Genomic DNA, 19,375 nt, shown 5'->3' with positions numbered 1-19,375 from the left:
TTTTCGAGCTAGAACACGACGACTGAACGGATCGATTTGCCCTCATGCATCAGGTCGAAGCCTTTGTTGATGTCTTCGAGCTTGAGCGTGTGGGTAATCATCGGGTCGATCTGGATCTTTCCGTTCATGTACCAGTCGACAATCTTCGGCACGTCGGTGCGGCCTCGCGCGCCGCCGAAGGCGGTGCCGCGCCAGTTTCGCCCGGTGACGAGCTGGAACGGGCGGGTCGCGATCTCCTTGCCCGATTCGGCAACGCCGATGATGATCGAGGTGCCCCAGCCGCGATGGCAGGCTTCCAGCGCCTGGCGCATCACTGTGGTATTGCCGGTGCAGTCGAAAGTGTAGTCGGCGCCTCCGTCCGTCAGGGTCACGAGATGCGGGACGATGTCGCCGGTGATCTTCTTGGGATTGACGAAATCGGTCATGCCGAACCGGCGTCCCCATTCCTCCTTGGAGTCGTTGATGTCGACGCCGATGATCTTGTCCGCGCCAGCCATCTTGGCGCCCTGGATCACGTTCAGGCCGATGCCGCCGAGGCCGAACACGACCACGTTCGAGCCCGGCTCGACCTTGGCGGTGTTGACGACGGCGCCGACGCCGGTGGTGACGCCGCAGCCGATGTAGCAGCTCTTGTCGAACGGCGCGTCCTCGCGGATCTTGGCGACCGCGATCTCCGGCAGCACGGTGAAGTTCGAGAAGGTCGAGCAGCCCATGTAGTGGTAGATCGGCTTGCCCTTGTAGGAGAAGCGGCTGGTACCGTCGGGCATTACGCCTTTGCCCTGGGTCGCGCGGATCGCGGTGCAGAGATTGGTCTTCCGGCTAAGGCAGCTTTTGCATTGCCGGCATTCCGGCGTGTAGAGCGGGATGACATGGTCGCCCGGCTTCACCGAGGTCACGCCAGGGCCGATCTCGCGGATGATGCCCGCGCCCTCATGGCCCAGGATCGACGGGAAAATTCCTTCGCTGTCGAAGCCGTCGAGCGTGTAGGCGTCGGTATGGCAGATGCCCGTCGCCTTGATCTCGACCAGGACTTCGCCGACCTTTGGTCCTTCCAGATCGACTTCGACGATCTCGAGCGGCTTCTTGGCTTCGAAAGCGACTGCGGCACGTGTTTTCATCTTAAACTCCTCAAATTCCAGCAGGGCGCCAGGAACCAGGTCCTGGTCGGGCTCCGCACGTTCACTTCTTGCCCATGCACGAATCTTCGTTCTTGGTATAGGCGTCGTTCTTGTCCTCGTGCTTGCTAGGTCTTGTGCGGCCCCAGGCCTCGTTGGAGCGGGCGCGCAGATAGACGTAGAGATCGTCCATGTAGCAGGCGACGTTCGGGTTATCGCCGAAGGCCGGCATCACGTTCTCTGCGGCAGTCGAGATGTTCTTGCGGCCGGAGGCGACGACGCCGAGAAAATCGGCATAGCTCATCGTCTTCAGCGAATCCTTCAGCGCCGGGGCGTAGGTCGAGCCCATGCCATCCGGGCCATGACACACATGGCAGTCCGAGTGATAGCGGCGGTATCCGGAATAGGTGTACCAGTCGACGGATCCGTCAGTGATCTTGTAGGTCGGGTTGCCTTCCTTGTCGGACCATTCGCCGGTTTCGTTCTGCTTGACGGCGGTCGGATCACCTGAGCCGTCCGCGACGGCAATTCCCCCGGACGCGACCAAGAACATCGCAGCAATGGCAGAGCAGATTTTACGCAAGAGATTTTCCTCGGAAGGCATTCTGTGAGACGAGCCGGCGCGTGGAGTTGATCCACGCGCCGGAGCGATGCTGAGAGGCCTAGTTGGGCAGCGAGAACACGGTCAGCGTACCGCCGAGTGCCGTGTAGTTGCTGAGCGCCGCGTAGCCACCGACTGCGCCGAGGCCGGCGGTCGGATCGGTCAGGCCTGCCGCCAGACCGATGCCGGCCCAGCCGCCCACGCCGGAGAGCACTGCGACATACTGCTTGCCGCCGTTCTCATAGGTGGTGACGTTGCCGATGATGCCGGAGGGAGTCTTGAACTTGTAGAGCTCCTTGCCGGTCTTGGCGTCGACTGCCTTCAGGTAGCCTTCGAGCGTTCCGTAGAACACCACGTTGCCTGCGGTTGCGAGCGCGCCCGACCAGACCGAGAACTGCTCCTTGTTCGACCAGACGATCTTGCCGGTCTTGCCGTCCCAGGCGATGAAGTTACCCATGTGGGTTTCACCCTGCGGCGGATACATCGAGAGCGTCGCACCCACATAGGGCTGGCCCGCGGTGTAGCTCACCTTGAACGGCTCGTAGTCCATGCAGACGTGGTTGGTCGGAACGTAGAACAGCTGCGTGTCCGGCGAGTAGGCTGCCGGCTGCTCGTCCTTGGTGCCGAGCGCGGCCGGGCAGATGCCCTTCACGTTGTGGTCCTCGCCCGCCTTGTCGGTCGAAGCTGAGTCGAGCACCTTCGGGCGGCCGTAGGTCGGCGAGTTCTTGTCCATGTCGACGCCGGAGGTCCAGTTCACCTTCGGATCGTACTTTTCGGCGACCAGAAGCTCGCCGGTGGCGCGATCGAGCGTATAGCCGAGGCCGTTACGATCGAAATGCGTCAGCAGCTTGCGCGGCTGGCCGTTGATCGACTGGTCCGAGAGGATCATCTCGTTGACGCCGTCATAGTCCCACTCGTCGTGGGGCGTCATCTGATAGACCCACTTGGCCTTGCCGGTGTCAGGGTTGCGAGCCCAGATCGTCATCGACCATTTGTTGTCGCCGGGACGCTGCTTCGGATTCCAGGTCGAGGGATTGCCCGACCCGTAGTAGACGAGGTTCAACTCGGGATCGTACGAGATCCAGCCCCAGGTGGCGCCGCCGCCGATCTTCCACTGATCGCCTTGCCAGGTCTTGAGGCTGGAGTCCTTGCCGATAGGCTTGCCGAGCGCGGTGGTCTTCTCTGCGTCGACCAGGATTTGGTCATCCGGCCCTTCGGAGTAGCCGCGCCAAGCCAGCTTGCCCGTCTTGATGTCGTAGGCGGTCATATGGGCTTGAACACCGAACTCGCCGCCGGAGATGCCGATCAGCACCTTGTCCTTGACGACCATGGGGGCCGAAGTACCGGTCTCGCCCTTGCTGGCGTCGCCGTTCTTCGCGGTCCATGCCACCTGACCGCTCTTGGCATCGAGCGCAACGAGCGTGGTGTCGGCCTGATGCAGGAAGATCTTGCCGTCGCCATAGGCCAAGCCGCGGTTGACCGTGTCGCAGCACATCACGGGGATGACGTTCGGATCCTGCTTCGGCTCGTACTTCCAGACGATCTTGTTCTCGTTGGAAAGGTCAATAGCGTAGACCTTGTTCGGGAACGGCGTGTGGACGTACATCATGTTGCCGATGATCAGCGGGCCGCCTTCGTGGCCGCGCAGCACGCCGGTCGAGAAGGTCCAGGCGACCTGGAGCTTGCCTACGTTTTGTGCGTTGATCTGGTTCAGCTTGGAATAGCGGGTGTTGGCGTAGTCGCCCGTCGGCATCACCCAGTCTTTCGGGTTCTGCGACATCTTGAGCACTTCATCGTTGGCCGACGCGCTGCCGACGGCGAGAGCCGCCGCGGAGCCAAGATAGGCCGCGAGTAGTACCTTGCGCATAGTCATTCCTCCATTGGTCTCGTTTATTGTTTCCGAAGCATTGCTTAATCGCCGGGCTTTTCGTCCGGCGTCTGCTCGTGCAGGGCGGTCACGATTGGGACCAGAAACGATGCTGTGGTGTTTCCTCCTCCTGATGAGAGCCACGGGTCCACGTGCGGAGCGGCCCGTTCTTGTTGTTCCTGATACAATCCCTAACGACTTCGCTATCGGGAAACTTGCCCAAGAGAGAAGCTGGTTTGCTTGACAGCGCACGGGTAGGAAGTTTTTGATTTTGCAGTAGCGAATTCAGCTGCTTCCGCAGCGCTTTGGGAGCGCCATCAACGCTCAGGTTCCCCTTGACGGCGCTGCAACTAAGGCGGAGGATTAACTTACAAGGGTGGCAATGGAACGATGGCGCTCGTTCTAGAAGATCGCTCAAAATCGAGGTAAACGTCACGCAATCACGGTTCAGGGCTCCGGCAGCGCGGCTCGCGATTCGCGTCAAATCTCCGGATCAAACCAGTGGCTGGATTAATGTCCGACACAATTCACACGCTCTCGACGACGGGCATGACGCCGAAACGTCAGATCCAAAGCTGGATCGACGGGCTGACCAGCCTGTGTGGACATTTCGACGTCGATCCGCTGGAAGCGTCTTCGCTCGAAGGCCGCATCGACTACACCAGCGTCTCGCGCCTGAAGCTCTGCCAGATCGAGGTCAGCCAGCATCGCATCGCGCACACGCTGGCGCGCGCCAAGGCCAATGAACACCCGTATATCAAGATCCACTTCCAGACTTACGGTGTGTCCTATTTCGAGCAGGAAGGTCGCCACATCGAGCTGAATCCGGGCGACATCATCGCCTATGACGTCTCCTGTCCGCATTCGATCATCAGCCCCGCTTTCACGCGCCACGACGTGGTGATCGTGCCGAAGGCGCTGCTGCGCGACCGCGGATTCCCGTCGCAGCGGATGCCCGCCTGCAAATTGACCTCACGGACGGGGACGGGGCGGATCGCCCATGATTTCGTGCATGCGACCTTCGACGAGGCAGCCAAGCTGTCGGCAAACAGTGCGGTCGGCGTCGCCGATTCGCTGATCGACCTCTTGCTGCTGCCGCTGCGCGAGGCCGACACGATGCTCGATCGCGTCGGGCCCGAAGCGACCTATGTGCGCGCGCAGTTCTTCATCCGCGAGCATTTGCGCGATCCGGATCTGTGCATCGACCAGATTTCCGGCGAGCTCGGCTGCTCGAAGCGTTATCTGCACATGCTGTTCTCGGAGCGCGGCACCACGGTGAGCGACTACATTTGGCAGGCGCGTCTTCAGAATTGCCGCCAGGAGCTCGAGGCCCACGCCGGCAAGACCATCACCGACGTCGCGTTCTCCTGGGGCTTCTCGAGCTCATCTCATTTCAGCCGGGTGTTCCGGAAATATTTCGGCGTGGTGCCGTCCTCGATTCACAAGGCGCAACAGGGTGCGGTTGCGGCGGACGAGCATTAGGCAAACGCCAGGTTCGGCGACGACGACGACGATTGACCGTCACGCGCCCGCGATGTCTCTCATGCCGAGATGGCGATGTAGGGAATGCTGGTCAGGAGAGCGACGAGCAACACCGCGTTGCCCAGCATTCCACTCCAATGCAGTCGGCGTAGCCGGCGCGGGGCCTCGGCATCGCCGGCGTCCCTGGCGCTGAGCTGTTCATCCATCCGCTGCATGAACCCGCGGCGTCCGTAGATCGCCAAGGCTGCAAGGAGGCCAACGCCCATTGCCGCGACCAGACGACCGTCGAGCAGGAAAGCTACCGCTCCGATTATTCCCGCAACGCGCATCACCAGAAAATGCGCATTGAACATTCCGCGCAAAAGCTGGGCGACGGGTTGGATATCCAGCTTCACCAGCAGGAAGGCCGGAGACGCCAGCGTGAAATAGCCCATCGGAAAGAGCAGGATGATCATGACGGCTACGGCAACGCCATCCGGTGTCATGGGATCGGCCTTTCTTTTCCGCGCCGGTGAGACCTTCCCGCCGGCGTCGCACAATCATAGCGGGAAAATGCGTCTCCGGCACCAGGCTTTGGTCGGATGCCGCGCCGCGAAGGCCGTCTTGCCTCGCGGTTCAGGAGGGTTCGAGGCCGAGCGACCGCGCGCTCTCGATCCAGATCGGCAGCTCGCGCTGATACAGGGCGTTGGTTTCCTTGAAGCCGATCGCGGATTCGAGCACGAACGTGTTGAGCACCTCCTTCACCTTCGGATCGCTGTTGGCAGCGACGCAAAGCTCCGCCAGGCGGTCGACGACCGGCTGCGGTGTCGCTTTCGGCACGGCCCAACCGGAGAAGCCGCTGACGGTGAAGAATTTCGACGTCGCGCCCTGCTCGGGGAGCGTCTTGATATGGGGGATGGCGTCGACCTTCTTCGAATGCACCGCGAACACGGTGCCACGGTCGCTCTGCAAAACCGATTGCGCTGCCGTGTAGCTGCCCATGGCCACATCGAGCGTACCTTCCAGCATGCCCGTCCACATCGGGGCTTCGCCGCGATAGTGGATCGGCTCGATAGCAAGGCCATACTGCTTGTTGAGCTCGTGGACCGTCATATGCGGGGCCGAGCCCGCGCTATAGGTGCCGAAATTGACCTTGCCGCTCTTGCGCGCAAAGGCGACGAAATCCTCCAGCGTCTTGACGCCGGTCTTCGGGTTCGCGACCAGCAACAGGCCGGCGCCCGGAATGACGCTGACCAGCGTCAAATCCTTGTCCATGTCGTAGCCCGGAGTCTTCATCACCACCCGGTTCATGATGTAGGTGGTCGAGATCGAGCACAGGATGGTGTGGCCGTCGGGCTCCGCGCGGGCGACCTCCGCCGTCCCGATCGCGCCCGCGGCACCGGGCTTGTTCTCGACGACGACGGTCTTTCCGACTTGCTTGGCAATGAATTCGCCATAGGCGCGCGCGAGCAGGTCGGTCTGTCCGCCGGCGGGATAGCTGCAAATCATGCGGATCTGCCGCGATGGCCACGCAGCTTGCGCCGAGGCGCCGCGCGAGACGAAAGGCATCGCGAGTGTGGTGGTGCCGGCGGCGATGAAGCGGCGTCGATCGAGTTTTGCGGACATGATTCTCTCCCGGGTTGTCGCCGACGGTACTGCATCGGGTCGCCTCTGCCATGGGTGGCTGGCGAGACAGATTGGCGCATTCGAAGGGCTGCGCTAGGCGCGCCAGGTATCCATTCGACTAGCGCTGAATGATCTTCATCCAGACGTCACCGAGGATCGCAGGCTCACGTGGCGGCAGATAGGTCAGCCCCGCCTGCGTGCCGAATTCCGCGATCTTGTCCTCGGCAGCAAGCCCGCTCAGCGCCTTGTTGACGGCGTCGATCAGCGCGGGATCGCTGGCCAGCCCGACGTAGCCGCGATTGGCCCCGATCGGATAGTAGTAGCCGGACGCGGTGATCGCCGTATCGGGGTGCGCGGCGCGATGGGCGTCTAGGCGGCCGAGATCGATCAGCGTCGCGTCATAGTCACCACGGGCAAGTGCACCGAGGAGATCATCGCGGCCGGGGACAAGATGCGTGATGTCATCGATCAGGCGCCCCTTGTCGAAGGTCATGAGGATCGCATCGCCAAGCGAGCCGCTCTCGATGACGAGGCGCAGGCCGGCGAGGTCGCCAATGTCGTCAATCTTGCGACCCCGCGGCTTCGGCCCGAGCACGACTGTCATCGGCGAGTAGACATAGGGCTGGCTCGGCGCGAGCACGCCGAGCGCGACGCGGCGGCGCCGGTCGTCGCGCGTGGCGCCGGCAAAATCCGGCAGGCGCGCCGTTTTCATGCCGGGCTTGACGAGGGAGTCCATCGTCAGCGCGTAGCCGCCGACGAGCGAGCAGCGCCCGTCGGACAGCAGCGCGTTGGCCTCGAGCTGCGGGCTCGAATCCTCATCCAGCTTGCTCTCGAACCACTGGATCGTCAGCGGCCGTCCGAGCCGGTCGGCGATCGCCTGCGCCAGCAGCACGTCGAAACCCGAGCCCGGCTTGCCCTTGTGATGCACTGACAACGGCGGCCTGTCCTCGTCGAGGCAAATCTTGAGCGGATCGGCGGCCGCGCCTGCAGCCGCGGCCGCCGCCGCGAGGATCGCAGCAATGCTCCAAGCGGCCAGCCAGCGCCTCATGGTTTTCTCCGGCTCGAGATAAAGGCCCAGAGATTCCCGATCTCCTCGTCGCTGAGAATGTCGGCCCAGGGCGGCATCCTGTTGTTCTTGCCGTTCTTCACGGTGGTGACGAAGCGCGTCTTGTCGTCGGGGAAGGCGCGCAGGTCCGGCGTGATGGTGCCGGGGTTCATCATGTTGGGGCCGTGGCAGTGCGAGCATTTCTCGGCATAGGTCGACTTGCCGTGGTCGACCTGTGCCTGCACGGGATTGCCGGTTGAATCATCCGCGGCACGTACGGTCGCCGCAAGCGCGAACGTCAGCACCGCGACGGTGGCGAGGATCGCCACCGTCTTGTGAGATAGCTTTCTCAGCATCGTGCCGTGGTTATTGCTTGACCGCAAAAACCCAAAGCGAGCCGCCGGGCGGCACTTTGGCCAGCCGTTCGTCGCCGGAGAACAGCGAGTAGACGCCGCCATAGCCGCTCGTCACCGCGACGTACTGCACGCCGTCCTGCTGCCAGGTCACCGGTTGTCCCTCGATGCCCGAGCCGGTCTGGAACTGCCAGAGCTTCTTGCCGGTGTCGGCATCGAAGGCCTCGAACTCGCCGGTCAGCGCGCCCGAGAACACCACGCCGCCCGCGGTCGACAGCACGCCGGAGAAACGCGGGATGTCGCTGGGCGCTTCCCACTTCGCCTTGCCGGTCATGGGATCGATCGCCTTCAGATGACCGCGCGGGCCGTCACCCCATTCCCAGAGATCGGTGAGGTCCATGCCGAGATACCATTCACCCTGCTTGAAGGTGGCGGGTTCGGTCTTGTACCTGCCGCCGAAGGCGAGCGTGTTGGCGTAGGCGAGGCCGGTCTGCGGATTGAACGACATCGGCTCCCAGTTCTTGCCGCCGAGGATCGACGGATAGACGGTCACCTTCTTGCCCTCACGCGCATCCTTCGCGACGTCGGTCTCGATGGGACGTCCGGTCTTCATGTCGATTCCGGTCGCCCAGTTGACCTTCACGTAAGGATTGGCCGCGAGCAGCTTTCCGTTGGTGCGGTCCAGCACGTAGAAGAAGCCGTTGCGGTTGGCGTCCATCAACACCTTGGTCGGCTTGCCCTCGACGTTCATGTCGGCGAGGACCATCTCGGCCACGCTGTCATAGTCGAACGGATTGTTGGGCGAGAACTGGTAGTGCCACTTGATCTTGCCGGTCTTGGGATCCATCGCCAGCACGGAGCAGGTGTAGAGGTTGTCGCCCGGGCGCACTGCGGAATTGAACGGGCCGGGATTGCCGATACCCCAATAGACCGTGTTCAGCTCGGGATCATAGGAGCCCGTAATCCAGGTCGAGCCGCCGCCGAGCTTCCAGGTATCGCCCTTCCAGGTGTCGCCGCCGGGCTCGTCGGGCGAGGGGATCGAATGGGTCCGCCACAGGTGCTTGCCCGTTGCCGGATCCCAGCCGTCGATGAAGCCGCGGGTGCCGAACTCGGCGCCGGAGATGCCGGTGATCAGGACGCCGTCGGCGACGAGCGGCGCCACCGTCATCGAATAGCCTTCCTTGATATCGGCCGCCTTCTGCCGCCACAGCTCCTTGCCGTCCTTGGCGTCGAGCGCGATCACGTTGGCGTCGAGCGTGGTGCGGAACACCTTGCCCTCATAGAGTGCTGCGCCGCGATTGATGATGCCGCAGCAGACGATGCGCGGCGTTTCGGCAGGATATTCGACCTTGGATTTCCAGATCTGCTTGCCGGTCTTGGCGTCGACCGCCATGGTCGCGTTGTGCGATGTCACGTAGATCACGCCCTGGTAGACCAGTGGTTGCGATTCCTCGCTGCGATCGTCGTTGAAAGAGTAGTTCCAAACCGGGACAAGGTTCTTGACGCTGTCCTTGTTGATCTGGTTCAGCGTCGAGAAGCGCTGGAGATTGTAGCCCATCCCGTAGTTGAGAACGTTCGATGTATCGGTCGCACCCTTGACCAGCTGCTCGCTAGTTTGTGCATTTGCACAAGTCGATGCAAGCATGACGAGGCTCGCGGCCATCGCAAAGCGTTTCATCCGTCCCTCCCAATATGCGCGCCTATTGACGCTGCGACAGCAACACTCCGCCCGAATGCAAAACGCGTCAATACGAAAGTCGCAATCGCGACGCCGATATGGTGGGCGCCGGATGTCGTGACCTGACAAGCAAGGCTCACTTGTGCGCAGGCGCTGAAGAAATTCCGCGGCACGGAGCAGAGCGCGAGCGCGACGGCAGCGGTCGGGCCGACAGGTTCAGCAAGTTGTGCGGTGCGCAGGCTGCAATTCGGGGCTTGAACCGAGGCTCGCTTGTGGACTTATGTCGCTTCGATCCGGTTCGAATCGGCGTCTTGGTCAAGGAGGTCTTCATGATATCGCGTCGCTCTGTTGCACTTGCGTTCACGATTGCACTGCTGTCTGGTCCGGCCTGGTCGGCCTCCGGCAACGCGGTCAAGACCTTCGATACCGACAATGACGGCACCCTCGATCTTGCCGAGGTGAAGAAGGGGGCGGCCGCGTTGTTCACCAAGCTCGATCCCGATCACGACGGCACGCTCGACGCCCGCGAGTTGCGCGGACGATTAACGGCGAAAGAACTCGCCGCCGCCGATCCCGATCGCGACGGGACTCTCACGCTCGACGAATATCTCTCGGTGGTGGAGCAGCGCTTCAACGCGACGAATCCCGATAAGGATGGAACGCTGGATGCGAAGGAGCTGAACTCGCGCGCCGGCCGCGCGCTGCTGCGCTTGTTGCGGTGAGAACTGCGACCCTTGACTGGGAGCGAAGGCGAGTTGCCCGAGAGAGAAATTTGCAAGCGCGATGCGACAGTTCGCTGTGTCAACGGCGCGATTCCCGACTTGCGTTGTCCCTGACGCAGCCCTAGGTTTTGGCCGGCGCGATGTCGCGCTCAATCCCTTGGGAGTCCCCGAATGGCCTGGAAAGCTCCGAAAATCGTGGAAGTGCCGGTCGGCATGGAAATCAACATGTACGCCTGCGCTTTGCGCAAGTAAGACCACAAGTAAGACTGACGACCTGCCGCGGCTTCGATGGCAACCACCGTCGAAGCCGTGGTAGTGTCGGGGATGCGCGCGAGAGCCCTTACATTCTGGACCATAGCCGCCTGCACCGTCGCGCTCGCGCCGGCATGCGTCAGCGCCGAAGAGGGCTTTGATACCGAGCACATCTTCGGCTTCATGATCGGCACCGATGTCGGCAATCCCGGCGAGCGCGAATTCCAGACCCAGACGACAGGACGATTCGGCAAAGGCGGCGGGACCTATCGCGCCCTCTCGCAGGAGGTCGAGATCGAGATCGTGCCGCTGCCGAACTTCCGCATCGAGGTCGGCGGCACGGCCACGCTGCACGACATCACCGGCGTCCCCGATATCGGCGATCGCCGCCAGTTCAATTTTCAGGGCGCTTCGCTCGATCTGCGTTATCGCCTGCTCGATCGCGAGCGCGCGCCATTCGGGTTGACTGTCGCCGCCGAACTCCATGGCGACCGCATCGACGAGACCTCTGGCGCAAAAGGCCGGATGTACGGTACCGATTTCACGCTCGCCTTCGATCGCGAGCTGATCCCGAACTTCGCCATCGGGGCGCTCAACCTGATCTATCAGCCCGAATGGGCGCGCTTCGAGATGGCGGGACTGTCCGAAAAGAGTTCGACCATCGGCGCGGCCTTCGCCGGCCTGGTGCGCGTGCGGCCCGATGTGCTGCTCGGCGGCGAGGTGCGCTACTTCCGGGAGTACGAAGGCATCGGCCTCGGCGAGTTCGCAGGACAGGCCCTCTTTGTCGGCCCGACCGCTTATTTCCAGCTTTCCGAGCGCTCGCGCCTGACCATGAGCTGGAGCATGCAGGCTTGGGGCCGTCCGGCCGGATCGGGCGGCAATCTTGACCTCGTCAATTTCGAGCGCCACCAGGCAAGGGTCATATTCGGCATCAATTTCTAGGCGCGCTCTTCGCCTCTCCGCGCGTGCAGGGAGAGGAAAAAGCCCCCGTTTGTTCCACCGGATTGAAACTTCCGGCTCCTCGGAGCGTAACTTTTTGTGCTAATCTTCATCGCCTCTGCGAGGATCCCGGCATGAACCCGATCGACCTGGTAGTGACTGTGTGTGCGTTGCTCTCGCCTGCGACCTGCGAGGAGCAGCATCTGGTGTTCAACTATGCGGGGTCGCCGAAGCAATGCGCGATGGCTGCGCCGCCCTATATCGCGCAATGGGTCGGCGACCATCCGAAGTGGCAGGCGGTGCGGTGGCGCTGCGAATATCCGCATCCGAACGACAAGGCGTGAAGCCGTGAAGCCCTGAGCTGCGTTGCCGGTCGCAACTGGCTTAGGTCCTCATCCTGAGGAGCTTGCGAAGCAAGCGTCTCGAAGGACGGCCGCAGGCGACAGACGGGCCTGCATGGTTCGAGACGCGCGTTCCGCGCTCCTCACCATGAGGGGAAAACGCTCGTAACGCAGCCCGCGCTACTTGCTGCAGTCCTTCAGATCCTTGTCGGCGATCGAGAACACCGCATCCGCCTTGATCTCGATGTCGCGCACGATGCACTGCCGTGCATTGGGATAGCTGACCTTGGCGTCGTAGCGGCCAGGCTCGACGCCGGTGATGCGCAGCCGCTCGTCGTGGTCGACCTCCTTGTCCTTGTCGTTCAAGCACTGGTTCGGCCCCCACTCGGTCTTCCCGGCCGGTGAGAGCTGGAAGCCGGAGATCGTCTCCGTCGTCAGATTCCAGAGCCGGATACCCTTGCCTTTGGTCTGCGCGAGCGCCGCGCCCGGCATCGCAACCAACAGGATGCCGATCGCAATCAGCGTGCGCCGCATGAGAAACCTCCCGCGAAGATGTCGTTGGTCCAGTTGACCATGAGTTCTCATTTCGTTTCAAGCTGCAACGCCGCGAGCTCGGCCCTGATCCTGCCGAGTTCGGCCTCGCTGCGCTCCGCGCGCGGGATGGCAATCGGCACCTCCCGAACGATTCGCGCCGGTCGCGGCGACAGCAAGAACAGGCGGTCGCCGAGCCGGATCGCGTCATCCAGGCTGTGGGTGACGAGCAGCGTCATCACCGGACGGCGCGCTACCAGCGTCGCGATCTCGTCGCGCAAACGGCCGGCGAGCGCGTCGTCGAGCGAGGCGAGGGGCTCGTCGAGCACGAGCAGATCGGGCTCCACCGCAAAGGCGCGGGCCAGCGCAACGCGCCGGGCCAACCCCAGTGACAATTCGCCGGGAAAATGGCTGCGATGCGCCTCCAGCTCCAGGATCCTGAACAGCTCGGCGAGCTTGGCGTCAGTGACATCGGGTGCCGCAAGCCGCACATTCTGCTCGACCGAGCGCCATGGCAGCAGCCGTGGCTCCTGGAAAACCATGCCGATCCGCGCTTCCGGCGGGCGCGAGACGCGCCCCGCGAAATCGCGGTCGAGCCCAAGGATGATGCGCAGCATCGTGCTCTTGCCGCAGCCGGACGGACCGATCAGCACGCCGACCTCGCCGGATTGAAGCGCGAAGCTGACCGGCGCGAGCACCTGCTGCGTCCCGCCCGCGGCACTCTTGAACCTCTTGCCTGTGATATCGACCTCAAGCCGCACGGGGCCGCCACCGTGTTGCGCGGGCTTCGAACGGTTGCACCAGCGCGGTCTCGATCACCAGCACGACGGCGGCGAAAGTAAGTGAATAGGCCAGCAGCCTCGGCGTGTCGAACAGCTGGAAAGCGACGCCGATCTCGAAGCCGACGCCGTTCGGCCGGCCCAGGAGTTCGGCGACCAGCACGATCTTCCACACCAGCGACAATCCGGAGCGGGCTGAGGCTGCGATATAGGGCGCCAGTTGCGGCAGCACGACGTGGCGGAAGGCGCGCCAGCGCGGCATCGCGAACACGCTCGCCATCTCGTCGAGCGAGCGGTCGAGCGCGCGCGCCCCCTCGCGCAGGGTGACGATGGCGGTCGGCAGCTTGTTGATGGCGATCGCCGCGATCGCTGCGGCTTCAGTGAGCCCGGCCCAGATATAGGCGAGCACGATCACGACCAGCGCGGGCAGGTTCAGGAGCAGGATCAGCCAGGGATCGCCGAGCCTGTCGGCGAGCTTCACCCGTCCCATCAGATAGCCGATGGCGCTGCCGAGCGACATCGCCAGCACGAAGGCGAGGCTCACGCGGGCGAGCGTGGCGCCAAGATGCAGGAACAGCGCGCCGCTCGATGCTTCCGCGATGACGACGTCGAGCACGGCGGGCGGAGAGGGGAGCTTCGCGGCGCCGACGAACAGCGCGGCTGTCCACCAGATCGCGAGCAACAGGGCAAACGACAGAAGGCGCAGCACCTCAGTCTCCGGGAACTGCGTGATAGAACGTGCCGGGATCGAGTTCGGCAGCCGGGCCCACGAGGTCGCGGCCGCCGGTCTCGGCCAGCACGCGGTAGAGCACGCGCGCGTCCTTTTCTTCGTCATCGATGCCCCGGCGCGGAATGCCGTCGCGATATCGCTCGCGATAGGTCTTGAGCAGGGTGGCATCGCTCGTGCCGGTGAGCGGTGCGATCTTGTCCCAGGCGGCATCCGAGGTCACCAGCAGCTGCTTGGCCTTGCGCGTCATCGCGATGAAGCGCGCCACCGCCTCGCGGTGACTTGCTGCCCAGCTTTCGTCGAAAACATAGCCAACTGCGGAGACCGCGCCCTTGGCGCCGAGCTTCGGCAGGATGTCCTCGATGCCGGCGAGGCGTCTAAAACCCTTGGCCTCCAGCTGCGCGCAGAAATTCCAGAAATTGAGGCTCGCATCCATCTCGCCGTCGAGCGCCTTGGCGGCGATCAGGGGCGGAGCACCATAGACGATGGTCGCCTCCGATTTCAGGTCGATACCGTCCTGCTTCAAGCGCGCCTGGAGCAGCAGCCAGCTCTTGTCGATGGGGCCGCCGCCGACGGCGAGCTTGCGGCCCTTCAGATCAGCCAGCGACTTGATCGGCGAGGCGGCCGGCACCATCACCGCGCCGAGCGCGCTGGAATAGGGATAGAAGGTGAGCTTGGCGCCGAGCGTGCGCTCGCGCGACACCCACAGCCAATCGGACAGGATGATGTCGGCATTGCCCGCACGTAGCGCGATCTTGCCGGCCTCGGGGCTCGCAAGCTCGGTGACGTCGAGCGACAGGTCGGCCTCCTTGTCGAGGCCGTCGGCGCGGATCGCAGCCAGCTCCCAGGAGAATGTTCCGGTCTTCTGCACCGCAAGGCGGATGGTATCCGCGGCGCGGCCGGGCCCGGCCAGTGTCAGCGCCAGCGTCACCGCGAGCGCGAATGATCGACCAAATGCTCTCATCACCTTGTGAGCCGTTTCCTCTGATAGAGTGCTTTTCAGGACAATACGCATAGCATAGCTTCCGTCGCAACCAGCGGGAGGACGCTCATGAATCTGGCCGGACAGCTACGACCGATTGTCGCCGCATTGGCGGTGTGGGCTGCGCCCGCGCTCGCCACGCAGGCTGAAGAGGCCAATGATTATCCGACGTCGGCGCGTGCCGAGTATGTCTATGGCTGCATGAAGGCCAATGGCGAGAGCCGGCAGGCGATCGAGCAATGTTCCTGCTCGATCGACGTTGTGGCCTCGATCGTGTCCTATGAGCGCTACGTCACCGCCGAAACCGCGCTCAGCATGTCCCAGGTCCGCGGCAATCTCGGCGTCCAGTTCCGCACGTCGGAGCAGGCGAATTCCGCGGTGAATGACCTCAGGCGCGCGCAGGCGGAAGCCGAGGTGAGGTGTTTTTGACTGTGCCGCGCTGCTTCGCTTCCCTCGTCAAGGTCGCCGGCGGAGCTTCGATGGTATGATCCGACGGGCTTGCTTGGTAGGATATCTCGATGGACCGGCACGACGTTGGAGTGCACCGGGCGGTTGGTGATGCGCCCATCATCGATGATGCAAACGCCGATGCGCCTCAAGCGCGTCGCGCAAGACGGTTCCCGCTCGGCCCGGCATTGGGAATAGTCGCCGCATTGTCGGCGGTCTCGAGTGCGAGCGCGCAGGAGGCCGAGCCGCGATCGTATTCGAATACGCCTGTCGGGTTGAATTTCCTGATCTCGGGCTACGTTTACGCCCAAGGCAAGCTCGCGTTCGATCCCAGCACCGCGATCGCCGATGCCACATTCCGCTCCGATACCGGCGTAGTGGCCTATGTTCGGTCCTTCGACCTCGCCGGCCAGTCGGCCAAGTTCGACGCGATCGTGCCGACATCGTCGTTTGCCGCGCATGGGCTCGTCAACGGCGAGCCGCGCGCACGAGAGATGTCCGGTCTGGGCGATCCGCGATTTCGTGTCTCGGTCAACCTGTTTGGGGCTCCCGCGCTCTCGGCGAAGGACTTCGTCAGCTACCACCAGGATCTGATCGTGGGCGTAAGCCTTCAGGTCTCCGCGCCCCTCGGGCAATATGACAGCACCAAGCTGCTTAACCTCGGCGGCAACCGTTGGTCGTTCCGGCCCGAGCTGGGAGTTTCAAAGGCATGGGGACCATGGACCGTCGAGCTCGCCCCCAGCGTGACCTTCTTCAGCGACAACACCGACTTCTTCGGCGGCAAGACGTTCTCGCAGGCTCCGATCTATGCGGTGCAGGGACATGTCATCTACACGTTCCAGTCCGGCATATGGATGGCGCTGGACGGACTGTATTTCGCCGGCGGCAGCACGACCCTCAACGGCATCAAAAACGACAACGAGCAGGCCATCTCGCGCGCGGGCGTGACGGTTGCGTTTCCGATCGATCGACAAAACTCAGTCAAGCTCTCAGCCAGCACCGGCATCACCAGCCGCACGGGAAGCGAACTGACAGCTGTCGGTATCGCATGGCAGTATCGTTGGGGCGAGGGATATTGAGGGAGGATAATGGACGCCCTCACGTCCCCGGCTTCTCCACATCCCACTCGTTGCGGAACACGTGTCCGTCCGTATCCTTGGCTTCCGCGCGAAAACGCCTGGCGCCGTTGGACACATAGGTGAAGCGCAGATTGGGATCTTCCGAGATCGAGATGCCGCCTTCCATCGAGAGCACGGGGCTGTCGTCCTGCGTCAGCTTGAGCTGGTTGACGAAGAAGGCGGGAATGTAAAGCTGCGTGACCTGATCCATCTGCAGGCCGGAATTGTTGGGGTGGCCGATCATGATCTGCGCCTCCCGCATGCGGCTCGCCGGGGCCTCTTCGCGCGCGAATTGGCGGTAGCGCATCTGACCGAGCCGGTTCTGGGCTTCCTCGGCATTCTTGCCCGCCGGTGCCGAGCAGCCGCCGGAAGCCTTTACATAGACCTTCGAGACATAGAGCTGTCCATCGCTGAGCTCGGCCACCGCATGGACGTCGGTGTAATTGTTGACGCGCACGCGCGTCGAGATTTCGGTGACGTTGGCATCCGGCCCGAGCTCGAACTTCGCTGCCATCGGCGCGGGGTTACGATCGATCACCAGCGTGATCGAACGGATGCGGCGGGCATCGCCAGGCGAGAGCTTGCTGCGCAGGGTCACCGGCACGATGGCCGCGTCCTCGGCGCGATACGGCATCTCGATGCCAATGACGTTGCCGCCGTCATTCATCGGACGGTTACTGAAGATGTCCTGCACCAGGCCCGGCCAGGGATCGTAAGCCTCTTCCGCTTGCGCCGGCACGGCGAATGCAATGCCGAGGAGCAGGGCGATCAGAGGCAGTCGGCGCGTGCATCCCGTCATGGTCTTGGTCCCGCGGACGAAGCAACGTTTCGCGCATCGTAGCGCGTCCGCTACTCCCATTCAATTTCCGAAAATGCTGCGGTTGCGTTGCGGGCGTTGTAGTCGTCGAACAGCTCCCAGTGCGGCCGTTCCGAGGCGGCCGCCTTGTCTGCGGCGGTTCGGATCGGCTCGCCCTTCTTGTTCGATGCCCGGACGTCCGCCAACAGTGCCGTCAGATAGCGCCGTTCATCGGTCAGCGCCGCAGGCCATTCGCTCACGGGTCCGTGACCGGGAACGACGCGCTGCGCCGGAATGCTCTTGAGTTCCCCGAGGGTGCCGAGCCAGCCGCGAATGCTGCCGTCCATCACCGGAATATGGCGGAGGAAGACGAGGTCGCCAGTGAACAGCGTCTTCGTCGTCTCGTCGAACACGGTCAGGTCATTATCGCTGTGCCCGGCCGGCCAGGCCCGCAAGGTCAGGCGGCGCGCGCCCAGATCGAGCGTCAGGGTGTCCGTGACGAGCATTGTGGGCGGCACGATCTTCACGGGAGATATCAATTCGTCGCCCATGATGCGCCTAAAATTGTCGAGATAGTACGGCCCGCGCGCCGCGAGCGCCCGCGGCAGCCTGCTGTGACCGACGAAAATGGTGTCCCCGATGGCGAAGGCCGCATTGCCGAAAACATGGTCGGGATGGCCGTGGGTATTGATGACGTAGCGGATCGGCTTGCTGGTGCGGGCCCGCACCGCCGCCAGCAGCGCCTCGCCCTCGCGAACGCTACCGCCGGTATCAATCACCGCCACAGCATCCTCGCCCACGATGAATCCGACATTGGCGATGTCGCCCTCGTTCTCGCGGGTCATCAGCGCGATGGTCCCGGAGTGTACGAAGATTCCGGGTGCGACTTCGCTCACAGGCAATTCGGCCGCTGCGGCGCATGCTAGCGTCGCTTTCACCAGCAGGGACAAGGCTGCGATCACGAGAGCGATGCGAGACACTTTTCCGCCTCAGTTCAAAGGGTTTGCGCGCATTGCACTGCAACAAAGAAAAGCCAGCACACAGTCTGGCAAAACATGGCGCGTCATGCGTTGCATGGCTAGCATTCAAACAAGCCTAGGAGGAAGCGCGATGACGGAGGCCGGACGACATCGTCGCTGGTTGCTTTCACTAAGTATCCTGGTTGCGTCTTGGGCATTCGGCGATGTCGCCATCGCGCAGACCAACGAGACGGGTGACCTCTCCTTCGAGCTGGTCGATCCCAAGGTGCTGCGCGTCTGCTCCGACCCGCGCAATCTGCCGTTCTCGAACGAGAAGGGCGAGGGGTTCGAGAACAAGCTTGCCGAGCTGTTTGCGGACAAGCTCCAGAAGAAGCTCGACTATGTCTTTTTTCCGCAAGCCACCGGCTTCGTGCGCATGACGCTCGGCTCGCATCGCTGCGACGTCATCATGGGTTTCCCCCAAGGCGACGACCTCGTGCAAGGCACCAATCCCTATTACCGCACGAGCTATGCCCTGGTCGCGAAAGCAGGCAGCGGGCTGGAGGAGGTCGACACGCTCGAGGATACCAGATTGAAGGGCAAGCATGTCGGCATCGTCGCCGGCACGCCGCCTGCGACCAACATGGCCATCGCGGGACTGATGGGTGATGCAAAGCCCTATCCGCTGATGATCGACACGCGCTACGACAATTCGGCGCAGGCCATGATCGATGACCTTACGGCCGGCAAGATCGATGCCGGCGTGCTGTGGGGACCGATGGCAGGGTTCTACGCGAAGAAGGCGGGATCGCTTCATGTCACGCCGCTGGTGAAGGAAACCACCGGGCCAAAGCTGGTCTATCGCATCGGCATGGGCGTGCGTGGCGCCGACCAAAACTGGAAGCGGCAGCTCAACAAGCTGATCCAGGAGAACCAGGGCGAGATCAACAAGATCCTGCTCGACTTCGGCGTGCCGCTGCTGGACGAGAGCGATCGGCCGCTCGGCGCGGAGACGGCCAAGAAGACGCCATGAGGC

The 19,375-nt window shown here is 63.1% G+C and carries 22 protein-coding genes; 8 read left to right on the top strand and 14 right to left on the bottom strand.

Going from position 1 to position 19,375, the window contains the following annotated elements:
• Nucleotides 1-8: 8 nt before the first annotated feature.
• The 3 genes from AC0L2F_RS30325 to xoxF5 all read right to left on the bottom strand — a co-directional run bounded on the left by AC0L2F_RS30325 (nucleotide 9) and on the right by xoxF5 (nucleotide 3,583).
• A complete protein-coding gene (locus AC0L2F_RS30325; protein ID WP_007612981.1) occupies nucleotides 9-1,118 on the bottom strand; it encodes an S-(hydroxymethyl)glutathione dehydrogenase/class III alcohol dehydrogenase in 1,110 nt (369 codons plus the stop codon).
• Nucleotides 1,119-1,179: 61 nt separating this feature from the next.
• Nucleotides 1,180-1,668 (bottom strand): c-type cytochrome, methanol metabolism-related, encoded by a 489-nt coding sequence (locus AC0L2F_RS30320; protein WP_007612980.1) that lies wholly within the window; start codon nucleotides 1,666-1,668, stop codon nucleotides 1,180-1,182.
• Nucleotides 1,669-1,777: 109 nt separating this feature from the next.
• Nucleotides 1,778-3,583, bottom strand: a complete 1,806-nt coding sequence (xoxF5, locus tag AC0L2F_RS30315) for a lanthanide-dependent methanol dehydrogenase XoxF5 (RefSeq protein WP_007612979.1) — start codon at nucleotides 3,581-3,583, stop codon at nucleotides 1,778-1,780.
• Nucleotides 3,584-4,096: 513 nt separating this feature from the next.
• Between xoxF5 and AC0L2F_RS30310 the strand changes: the two genes are divergently transcribed.
• Nucleotides 4,097-5,065, top strand: coding sequence for a helix-turn-helix domain-containing protein (locus AC0L2F_RS30310; RefSeq protein ID WP_007601369.1), 969 nt, complete (start codon nucleotides 4,097-4,099; stop codon nucleotides 5,063-5,065).
• A 59-nt stretch (nucleotides 5,066-5,124) separates the two neighbouring features.
• On the opposite strand, the gene AC0L2F_RS30305 is transcribed toward AC0L2F_RS30310, so the two are convergent.
• The 5 genes from AC0L2F_RS30305 to AC0L2F_RS30285 form a co-directional block, all read right to left on the bottom strand.
• On the bottom strand, nucleotides 5,125-5,550 hold the full coding sequence (locus AC0L2F_RS30305) for a hypothetical protein (RefSeq protein WP_473250912.1): 426 nt from the start codon (nucleotides 5,548-5,550) through the stop codon (nucleotides 5,125-5,127).
• A 130-nt stretch (nucleotides 5,551-5,680) separates the two neighbouring features.
• On the bottom strand, nucleotides 5,681-6,670 hold the full coding sequence (locus tag AC0L2F_RS30300) for a Bug family tripartite tricarboxylate transporter substrate binding protein (protein WP_063995416.1): 990 nt from the start codon (nucleotides 6,668-6,670) through the stop codon (nucleotides 5,681-5,683).
• Between the two features lie 118 nt (nucleotides 6,671-6,788).
• A complete protein-coding gene (locus tag AC0L2F_RS30295) occupies nucleotides 6,789-7,718 on the bottom strand; it encodes a substrate-binding periplasmic protein (RefSeq protein ID WP_473250889.1) in 930 nt (309 codons plus the stop codon).
• Nucleotides 7,715-8,071 (bottom strand): c-type cytochrome, encoded by a 357-nt coding sequence (locus tag AC0L2F_RS30290; RefSeq protein ID WP_473250888.1) that lies wholly within the window; start codon nucleotides 8,069-8,071, stop codon nucleotides 7,715-7,717. The genes AC0L2F_RS30295 and AC0L2F_RS30290 overlap by 4 nt, the downstream gene beginning before the upstream one ends.
• 10 nt (nucleotides 8,072-8,081) lie before the next feature.
• Nucleotides 8,082-9,746: a methanol/ethanol family PQQ-dependent dehydrogenase gene (locus AC0L2F_RS30285; protein ID WP_063995418.1), complete on the bottom strand. Its 1,665-nt coding sequence runs from the start codon at nucleotides 9,744-9,746 to the stop codon at nucleotides 8,082-8,084.
• A 329-nt stretch (nucleotides 9,747-10,075) separates the two neighbouring features.
• On the opposite strand from AC0L2F_RS30285, the gene AC0L2F_RS30280 reads away from it, so the two are divergent.
• From AC0L2F_RS30280 to AC0L2F_RS30265, 4 genes are all read left to right on the top strand, one after another.
• Entirely contained in the window at nucleotides 10,076-10,468 is a 393-nt protein-coding gene (locus tag AC0L2F_RS30280) for an EF-hand domain-containing protein (RefSeq protein WP_473250911.1), read from the top strand.
• 171 nt (nucleotides 10,469-10,639) lie between these two features.
• Nucleotides 10,640-10,720, top strand: a complete 81-nt coding sequence (gene pqqA / locus AC0L2F_RS30275; RefSeq protein WP_018460299.1) for a pyrroloquinoline quinone precursor peptide PqqA — start codon at nucleotides 10,640-10,642, stop codon at nucleotides 10,718-10,720.
• A gap of 36 nt (nucleotides 10,721-10,756) precedes the next feature.
• Nucleotides 10,757-11,662 (top strand): hypothetical protein, encoded by a 906-nt coding sequence (locus AC0L2F_RS30270; protein ID WP_473250887.1) that lies wholly within the window; start codon nucleotides 10,757-10,759, stop codon nucleotides 11,660-11,662.
• A 131-nt stretch (nucleotides 11,663-11,793) separates the two neighbouring features.
• Entirely contained in the window at nucleotides 11,794-12,003 is a 210-nt protein-coding gene (locus tag AC0L2F_RS30265) for a hypothetical protein (protein WP_007612970.1), read from the top strand.
• Nucleotides 12,004-12,180: 177 nt separating this feature from the next.
• Here AC0L2F_RS30265 and AC0L2F_RS30260 read toward each other — a convergent pair whose 3' ends face one another.
• From AC0L2F_RS30260 to AC0L2F_RS30245, 4 genes are read right to left on the bottom strand one after another with little or no spacing between them, the layout of a single operon-like run.
• On the bottom strand, nucleotides 12,181-12,534 hold the full coding sequence (locus AC0L2F_RS30260) for a hypothetical protein (protein WP_473250886.1): 354 nt from the start codon (nucleotides 12,532-12,534) through the stop codon (nucleotides 12,181-12,183).
• A gap of 47 nt (nucleotides 12,535-12,581) precedes the next feature.
• A complete protein-coding gene (locus AC0L2F_RS30255) occupies nucleotides 12,582-13,292 on the bottom strand; it encodes an ABC transporter ATP-binding protein (RefSeq protein WP_007612968.1) in 711 nt (236 codons plus the stop codon).
• Entirely contained in the window at nucleotides 13,282-14,019 is a 738-nt protein-coding gene (locus AC0L2F_RS30250; RefSeq protein WP_007612967.1) for an ABC transporter permease, read from the bottom strand. Before AC0L2F_RS30250 ends, AC0L2F_RS30255 begins: the two co-directional genes overlap by 11 nt.
• A gap of 1 nt (nucleotide 14,020) precedes the next feature.
• Entirely contained in the window at nucleotides 14,021-15,001 is a 981-nt protein-coding gene (locus AC0L2F_RS30245; protein WP_473250910.1) for an ABC transporter substrate-binding protein, read from the bottom strand.
• Nucleotides 15,002-15,088: 87 nt separating this feature from the next.
• On the opposite strand from AC0L2F_RS30245, the gene AC0L2F_RS30240 reads away from it, so the two are divergent.
• On the top strand, nucleotides 15,089-15,448 hold the full coding sequence (locus AC0L2F_RS30240; RefSeq protein WP_473250885.1) for a hypothetical protein: 360 nt from the start codon (nucleotides 15,089-15,091) through the stop codon (nucleotides 15,446-15,448).
• A gap of 89 nt (nucleotides 15,449-15,537) precedes the next feature.
• Nucleotides 15,538-16,545 carry a transporter gene (locus AC0L2F_RS30235; RefSeq protein ID WP_473250884.1) on the top strand — a complete coding sequence of 336 codons (1,008 nt, stop codon included), beginning with the start codon at nucleotides 15,538-15,540 and terminating at the stop codon, nucleotides 16,543-16,545.
• Nucleotides 16,546-16,564: 19 nt separating this feature from the next.
• On the opposite strand, the gene AC0L2F_RS30230 is transcribed toward AC0L2F_RS30235, so the two are convergent.
• A complete protein-coding gene (locus AC0L2F_RS30230; protein ID WP_007612951.1) occupies nucleotides 16,565-17,383 on the bottom strand; it encodes a quinoprotein dehydrogenase-associated SoxYZ-like carrier in 819 nt (272 codons plus the stop codon).
• A gap of 50 nt (nucleotides 17,384-17,433) precedes the next feature.
• The gene (locus tag AC0L2F_RS30225; protein WP_473250883.1) at nucleotides 17,434-18,360 is read right to left on the bottom strand and encodes a quinoprotein relay system zinc metallohydrolase 2; all 927 of its coding nucleotides are present in this window, start codon (nucleotides 18,358-18,360) and stop codon (nucleotides 17,434-17,436) included.
• A 130-nt stretch (nucleotides 18,361-18,490) separates the two neighbouring features.
• Here AC0L2F_RS30225 and AC0L2F_RS30220 point away from each other — a divergent pair, with 130 nt between their 5' ends.
• A complete protein-coding gene (locus AC0L2F_RS30220) occupies nucleotides 18,491-19,372 on the top strand; it encodes a substrate-binding domain-containing protein (RefSeq protein WP_063995426.1) in 882 nt (293 codons plus the stop codon).
• Nucleotides 19,373-19,375: the final 3 nt, after the last annotated feature.

Source organism: Bradyrhizobium sp. Ken64, from assembly GCF_055807555.1.
This window is presented reverse-complemented; position numbering and strand designations above follow the sequence as displayed.